This window comes from Zoogloea sp. (assembly GCF_041904905.1).
Lineage (GTDB): Bacteria > Pseudomonadota > Gammaproteobacteria > Burkholderiales > Rhodocyclaceae > Zoogloea.
Window position 1 is genome coordinate 23,835 of sequence record NZ_JAYRMI010000051.1, and the last position, 6,000, is coordinate 29,834.

Annotated in this window: 5 protein-coding genes; 2 read left to right on the forward strand and 3 right to left on the reverse strand. The window is 65.9% G+C overall.

Going from position 1 to position 6,000, the window contains the following annotated elements; genetic code table 11:
• Positions 1 to 107: 107 nt before the first annotated feature.
• From nosZ to trxB, 3 genes are all read right to left on the reverse strand, one after another.
• Complete coding sequence (gene nosZ / locus ACE3N6_RS13795; RefSeq protein WP_374246352.1) at positions 108 to 2,063, reverse strand: TAT-dependent nitrous-oxide reductase; 1,956 nt, start codon at positions 2,061 to 2,063, stop codon at positions 108 to 110.
• A 219-nt stretch (positions 2,064 to 2,282) separates the two neighbouring features.
• Positions 2,283 to 3,308, reverse strand: coding sequence for a Smr/MutS family protein (locus tag ACE3N6_RS13800; RefSeq protein WP_374246353.1), 1,026 nt, complete (start codon positions 3,306 to 3,308; stop codon positions 2,283 to 2,285).
• A 73-nt stretch (positions 3,309 to 3,381) separates the two neighbouring features.
• Positions 3,382 to 4,341, reverse strand: coding sequence for a thioredoxin-disulfide reductase (gene trxB / locus ACE3N6_RS13805; protein WP_374246354.1), 960 nt, complete (start codon positions 4,339 to 4,341; stop codon positions 3,382 to 3,384).
• Positions 4,342 to 4,574: 233 nt separating this feature from the next.
• Here trxB and ACE3N6_RS13810 point away from each other — a divergent pair, with 233 nt between their 5' ends.
• Together ACE3N6_RS13810 and ACE3N6_RS13815 are read left to right on the forward strand one after the other, a co-directional pair.
• Positions 4,575 to 5,246: a Crp/Fnr family transcriptional regulator gene (locus ACE3N6_RS13810; protein WP_153160900.1), complete on the forward strand. Its 672-nt coding sequence runs from the start codon at positions 4,575 to 4,577 to the stop codon at positions 5,244 to 5,246.
• Between the two features lie 141 nt (positions 5,247 to 5,387).
• Positions 5,388 to 6,000: DNA translocase FtsK 4TM domain-containing protein (locus ACE3N6_RS13815; protein ID WP_374246355.1), on the forward strand; the 613-nt coding region annotated here is incomplete at its 3' end.

The following is a 6,000-nucleotide window of genomic DNA, read 5'->3' on the forward strand; positions in this document are numbered from 1 at the left end:
GCCCGGCGAGGCGCACGGCATGGCGGCAGGGGCGCGCGCCAGAAAAAAGGGGAGACGCGAGCGTCTCCCCAAATTACTTCTCGATAAGGAATCGTTGCTGCGTCGAGTTACTTCTCGACGATCATCCGGGTGCGCATCTCGAGGTGCAGGGCGTGGCAGAAGTGGGTGCAGTAACACCAGTAGACGCCCGGCTTGTCGGCCTTGAAGGTGACGGACTTGGTTTCCTGCGGATTCACGATGAAGTTGATGTCGTACTTCGGAATCGCGAAGCCGTGGGTCAAGTCCTCGACCTTGTCGAGGTTGGTGAGGATCAGGGTGACCTCGTCGCCCTTCTTCACCTTGAACTCACGCATGCTGTAGGCCGGCGCCTGGGACACGAGCTTGACGGTGACCTTGTTGCCGTTGCGGAACACGCCGCTTTCCTTCGGATCCTTGATGGCGTTCGGGAACTCGTCGAGGTTGTAGACCTGACGGGTCTTGATCTTGTCGCGCTTGACGATCACGAAGTCGTGGGGTTCCGGGTAGACCGGGTGGTCGGCCAGCATCTTCATCTTCTCGCCGCGGATGTCGATGATCTGCTCGTTCTCGGGGTGCAGCGGGCCCACCGGCAGGAAGCGGTCCTTGGAGAACTTGCAGCCCACGCACAGGAACTGACCGTCGGCTTCCTTCGTCTCGGACATGGAGGCGTTGATGTGGCCCGGCTGGTAATGCACGTCCATCCGGTCTACCACGTACTTGGCGTTCTTGTCGCCGGCGTGGAACTTGATGGCGGTGTCCACGTTCCACTTGACGATCTGGCTGTCCAGGAACAGCGTGGTGAAGGCGTTGCCGCGGCCGTCGAAGGCGGTGTGCAGGGGGCCGAGGCCGAGTTCGACTTCGGCGACGATGCTCTTGTTGAGGTCGTCGAGCTTGCCCTCGAAATAGTCAAGCACCTTGACCAGTTCGATCACCGTGGCGGTGGGCGACAGCTTGCCGGAGCAGATGAAGTACTTGCCGTCCGGGCTGGCGTTCACGCCGTGGGGGTTCTTGGGAACCGGCACGTAGCAGGTGAGGGCGGTCTTCGGGTCCTTGTTGGATTCCTTGGTGCCATCGACCACCGGCACCTTGCTGTCGCCGATGGTGACGAACTTGCCGTCCTTGATGGCCTGCTCGATGCGGCCGACGTTGAAGAACACGCAGGCGTCCTTCTCGGCGGACATCATGTCCTCGTACTTGGCGCCGCCTTCGGTGTTGTACTGGTTGGCGGCGGCCAGCTTGCCGTCGAAGGAGGTGGCGACCAGGTCCATGTTGCCATCGACGCGGCACTGCCAGCGCACTTCCATGGTCTCGGCGTCGACGCAGGTGAAGAGGGTCTTGTACTTCTTCTCGTCGTCCATGTCGCGCCCGTCGTTGGGGTGCGGGATATGGAACTCGTTGCCGCAGAACACGCGGGTGGTGTGGTTGATCTTGTCGTCCACCGGGTCGCGCTTGTCCGGGAAGATGCCGTGGAAGCCCTGGATGTTGGGCAGCTCGGTGATCTTGTCGCACTCGAAGGTGTCGCCCTTGATCCGCGCCAGACGGCCGTGGATCTTGTCATTCACCCAGAAGTACTTGCCGTCGTAGGTGCCGTCGGTGTAGGAGCCGTGGACGTGGTGGGTGTCGCCGGTCTTGTACTTCAGGCTGCCGTCGGCCTTGGTGCCGATCACGGCCTTCGATTCGTTGGTGATGCCCCAGCCGTTCATGCAGTCGATGTTGAAGGTGGGGATGCGCTTGATCTCGCGGCCGGAGGGCAGGCCGAGGATGCGCACTTCGCCGGAGTGACCGCCGGACCAGACGCCGTAGTAGGTGTCGAGCTGACCGGGGGCCGGGTGGATGTTCAGGCCGTCGGCGGCGTGGGCGGCAGCGGCCGGTGCGGGGGCGGCCGGCGCGGTGCCGGCGGCGGGCGGGGCGGCTTCCTGCTTGCACGAGGACAGGCCTACCGACAGGCCGGCGCCGGCAAGACCGGCGAGCGCGGCGGTGTTCAGGAACTTGCGGCGTCCCGGTACGAGGGTTTGATCGTCATGCTTGATGTCATCGGTGCTCATTTTTGGTCTCCGTTTGTCCCTAACCGAAATCGACTGCAGCCTGACCGGGTTTCTGGACAGGCCTGCGGTGTGTTGTCACTGCGACAATCTGTCGCAGCGCACTCTAGGGATGTGGAGACGGAAAAAAATTGACCGCGGGCAAGAATTGCCGACGATGCACCGGAAACGTGCGGAAACCCGCTGCCGCGGGGCCGTCGGTGGGGGGAATATCAGAAAACGCTAATGGCTTTCGGGTGCGACGCGGCCCCGCGGACCTGCGCTGGCCTGGAGCAGCACCAGCAGTGCGCCGTCGCCGCCGTCGTGGGGGCGGGCCTGGCAGAAGGCGAGGATGTCCTCCCGCTGGGCGAGCCAGCCCCGGGAGAGGTGCTTGAGCACCGGCAGACGACCGGGCGAGCCGTGGCCCTTGCCGTGGATCACCCGCAGGCAGCGGCGCCCCTGCTGCAGGGCGAGGGCGATGAACTGGGCGAGGGTGGCCCGGGCTTCGTCGCGGGTGAGCCCGTGGAGATCGAGTTCGCCCTGCACCACCCAGCGTCCGCGACGCAGGTCGGTGAGCACCCGGCGCGGCAGGCCCACCCGCAGGTAGGCGGCCTCGTCGCCCATGTCGAGACGGTCTTCGAAGGTGAGCGGTGTTTCGAGCGCCTCGCGCAGTACTTCCCGCTCGTCCTCCTCGCGCTTGCGGGGGCGCGGGGCGGGGGTGGGCCGCTCGACGTTGGCGAGGTTGCGGTCCTTGAGGGGGGCGACTTCGCCGGCGGCGTGGCGGAACAGGGCGGCCGGGTCGTGCAGGACGCTCATGTCCACGGTGGCTGGCTGGGGTGCCTGCTGCTCGATGGCGCGCACGTGGGGGTTGGCGTGCTGGCGCTGGTGGCTGAGGTCGACCCGGTTGAAATCGCGGATCGGGGCGATCTCGCCGAGCGCGGCGCGGAACACCGCGGCGGGGTCGTTCTCGTCGATGCGCGGGGCACGGCGGGGCGCCTCAGCGTCGGGCTCGACAACCCGGGGGCGCGGCGTGGGGGTCGGCTTGGGGCGGGCGAGGTCGGCGTGGTTGTCGGCGCGCAGGGGCTGGACGCGGCCCACCTGGGCGCGGAACAGCGCGGCGGCGTCGGGCTCGTCCGGCGCCGCCGCCGTCTTGGCCGGGGCCGGCTGGGGCGCCGGGCGGGCGATGACGGTCTTCAGGACGCTGTTGGGTACGCGGTCGCGGAGGGCCTTCAGGGCGTCGAGGCCGGAGTTGCGCTTGTCCTTGCCCATGCTTGCAGGAGGTGAGGGTTCAAATGGAAACGGACCGGGGGTTGCCCGGTCCGCTCGCGGGTGCTGCAGCGGATCAGCCGGCGAGGCCGAGGCTGTCCAGGTAGCGCTCGGCGTCGAGGGCGGCCATGCAGCCGGTGCCCGCGCTGGTCACGGCCTGGCGGTAGATGTGGTCCTGCACGTCACCGGCCGCGAACACGCCCGGCACGCTGGTGGCAGTGGCATTGCCGTGGCGGCCGCCCTTGGTGACGATGTAGCCGCCTTCCATCTCGAGCTGGCCTTCGAAGATGTCGGTGTTCGGCTTGTGGCCGATGGCGATGAACACGCCCTTCAGGGCGATGTCCTTGGTCTCGCCGGTCTTGACGCGCTTGATGCGCATGCCGGTGACGCCGGTGGCGTCGCCCAGGACTTCATCCAGCGTGGAGTCGAGTTCCAGCACGATCTTGCCGGCAGCGACCTTCTCGTGGATCTTGTCCACCAGGATGCGTTCGGCCTTGAACTTGTCGCGGCGGTGCACCAGGGTGACCTTGCTGGCGATGTTGGCGAGGTAGAGTGCTTCCTCGACCGCGGTGTTGCCGCCGCCGATCACCGCCACTTCCTGGTTGCGGTAGAAGAAGCCGTCGCAGGTGGCGCAGGCCGACACGCCCTTGCCGGAGAAGGCCTCTTCGGAGGGCAGGCCCAGGTACTGGGCGCTGGCGCCGGTGGCGACGATGAGCGCGTCGCAGGTGTACTCACCCGCATCGCCCACCAGACGGATGGGCTTCTCGGACAGGTGGGTGGTGTGGATGTGATCGAAGATCATCTCGGTGTTGAAGCGGGCGGCGTGCTTCTCGAAGCGCGCCATCAGCTCGGGGCCCTGCACGCCGTCCGGGTCGGCCGGCCAGTTGTCCACTTCGGTGGTGGTCATCAACTGACCGCCCTGGGCGATGCCGGTGATGAGCACGGGGTTCAGGTTGGCGCGGGCGGCATAGACGGCGGCGCTGTAGCCGGCGGGGCCGGAACCGAGGATGAGCAGCTTGATGTGACGGGTGGCCATCGTGGTGGGTCTCTCTGATGATCTGATGGGCAGGAACAGCGGAGAGCGATTATAAGGGGCAGAGTTCCCGATGAACTCGCTAAATTCCGGCACCCCCGGGGCCGGCGACGGCGGGTGCGCCCGGACGTCATCCGGAGACCCTCAAGTTTGCTTTATACTTGGCCGTTGATAGCACATGACAACTTGGTCACATCGCCAAGAAATACTTTAGCCCTTTGCTCAGGAGAGGCCCTATGACCGTTACCAGCTCCGTGTCCACGATTGCCCTGCGTACCTTCCCCATCTTTCAGGGCCTGGGCGATGACCGGCTGGCTGCCGTTGCGCGCTGCGCGATGATGCGACGGGTTCCGCGGGGGTCCGCGGTGGTCCACGAAGGTGATCGCACCGATTTCGTTTATTTCGTTCTCACCGGCAACCTCAAGGTCATGGTCAGCGACGAGGATGGCCGCGAGGTGATCCTGACGATCCTGGGCCAGGGCGAGATGTTCGGCGAGATGGGCGTGCTCGACGACAGCCCCCGTTCGGCGTCGGTGGTGGCGGTGTCGCCTTCCGATCTGGTCACCATCGCCAAGACCGACTTCAAGCGCCTCATGCAGGAGAACTTCGAGCTTGCGTGGCACGTCATGTGCAACCTCACCCGCCGCCTGCGCGACGCCGACCGCAAGATCGAAAGCCTCGCCCTGATGGATGTTTACGGTCGCGTGGCGCGGCTGCTCCTCGAAATGTCCGAGGAGGTGGATGGCCTCAAGGTGGTGCGCAAGAAGGTCTCCAAGCAGGACATCGCCAAGATGATCGGCGCCTCCCGCGAGATGGTGAGCCGGGTGATGAAGGATCTCGGCCTGCGCGGGCTGATCGAGGAGACCGACAGCGGCGTGATCCTGCGCGAGAAAATTTACGATTTGTGAATGGTTCGCAAATCCTTCCCCGGCGACCCCGAGGGCGACGAGGAGGGGACAACCAGAGACCCTGGTTTATAATCGAAAGCGCGGCTTCCCACCGCGCTTTTGTTTTTTGCCGCGCCTCGCAAGCCCCCGTACCGCCAAGCCATGCTCAATCGCCCGTCCACCCGTCCGCTCCCCCTTCCGGAAAAGATCGCCAGCCTGCTGCAGGAGGTGCGCTGGCTGCTGCTCGGCGTGCTGGCCTGCTACGTGGCGATGGTGCTGTTCGGTTACTCCAAGGCCGATCCCGGCTGGTCCCACGCGGTGCAGGTGGAGCGGGTGAGCAATCCGGGCGGGCGCTTCGGGGCCTGGCTGGCCGATCTGCTGCTGTACCTGTTCGGTCTCTCCGCCTGGTGGTGGGTGGCCTTCCTGGGCGTCGGGCTGGCTGTGGGCTTCCGGCGTCTGCAGCGCAGTTTCGGGGCCGACCGCCGATCCTTCTTCGTGGTCGGGTTCGGTTTCGTCGTCGTGCTGCTGGCCAGCAGCGGCCTCGAGTCGATGCGTTTCTACTCGATGAAGGCTACCTTGCCCCTCGAGCCGGGCGGCTTGATCGGGCTTGAGCTGGGCGCCCTGACCTTCCAGTATCTGGGCTTCACCGGCGGCACCCTGCTGCTGCTGGCGCTGATCGCCGGCGGCCTGAGCCTGTTCTCGGGGGTGAGCTGGGTGGAGGCGTCGGAGGTCATCGGCACGGCCCTCGAGAAAACCTGGCTGTTCGCCACCAACG